The following is a 1,158-nucleotide window of genomic DNA, read 5'->3' as shown; positions in this document are numbered from 1 at the left end:
TTCAGCAGCGGTAAGACAATACCCTGCCTGACAACTTTCGATTTTGACGGTGAATATGCACCGATTCGCTTGCAGGCACTGGTCGGGGACGACCTGACATTTAATCAGGCCAGCCGGATTGTGGAAGTCTTCAAAAGCCTGATGATGAGCTTCCCGCTCTCCTCCCCTGTCGTGCCTTTGGAAGATCAGCCTCAGAATATCATTAAACAAGTCCAGGCTCTGGCAGACGGGGCCAGGAATGAGATGAAAACCGGGGCTCAACAATACGACGATGAAATACGCGGTATGGGCAAAAGAGCCATTCACTTCGTCGAGCATGAATCAGGGGATCTGAAAGGCTTCTCGGAATATTTCTCTACCCATTCTGCTAATGGTAACAAGGTCTTGGCTCTGCTGCGTGAAGGTCTGATCAGCAAGACTGAACTTGAGAACTACATGAAAGCCGCCAGAGGTGTCGACGGTTATCAGACAGTGGACGAGTTTGAACATTTCCTTGACTACAAACACGGCGTCAATCTGCCTCACTTCAAGAAGGTTGTTCAAATGCTGTCCGACAAGGGTACTGAGGAATTCATGCAGAGCGCCTTTACTCCCGTGACCATCACCGCTACTGGCCCGGCGGGTATGAAGGCGTCTGTTGCCGGCATGAAAGAGTATGCCGCTGCGGTCATTGCCAACTATGTTCTTGACGATATTGCCTTTGAAAACGGCCGCAGAACGGCAGCGTTTCTGGCCAATGTTCAGGATACTCTGACACCTTATGCCAATGCAGCTGGACTATCTGAATCAGAACTGATCAAGGCTATCCATGGCACATTGATGCAGGCTCATGCCGCAGCGGTGGAGCAGCAGCTCAATGATTACTGGGTCAAACCTTCAGCCTTCCTGGCACAGGCTGTCACCTGGTACTTCTCCAGCTACAAACCGCTACTGGCGACCCATACTGTCTCGCAGACTGCCGCGTTGTCTCTCTCAAACATGTCGTTCCTCTATCTTCTGGATCTGACCAACCGAGGCGATTACACGCACAGAATGCTCACACCTTTCCAGCACTGGCTGGAACGCTATGGTGTTGATCGTGACCGATCCGGTCAATATGCCTTCCACACCGGCATTGAAAAAATCACTGAACTGGGCGGGCTGGCCATGCCATTGGGC

Annotated in this window: 1 protein-coding gene; it reads left to right on the top strand. The window is 51.6% G+C overall.

The window, feature by feature from the left end; translation table 11 throughout:
- On the top strand, window positions 1-1,158 hold a 1,158-nt coding region (locus KDK19_RS02405), incomplete at both ends, for a hypothetical protein (protein WP_257291276.1).

It is taken from the genome of Endozoicomonas sp. ONNA1 (assembly GCF_024606325.1).
In the GTDB taxonomy this organism is placed as follows: Bacteria; Pseudomonadota; Gammaproteobacteria; order Pseudomonadales; family Endozoicomonadaceae; genus Endozoicomonas_A.
The sequence above is the reverse complement of the archived record's forward strand: the minus strand, read 5'-3'. Positions and strand labels throughout refer to the sequence as shown.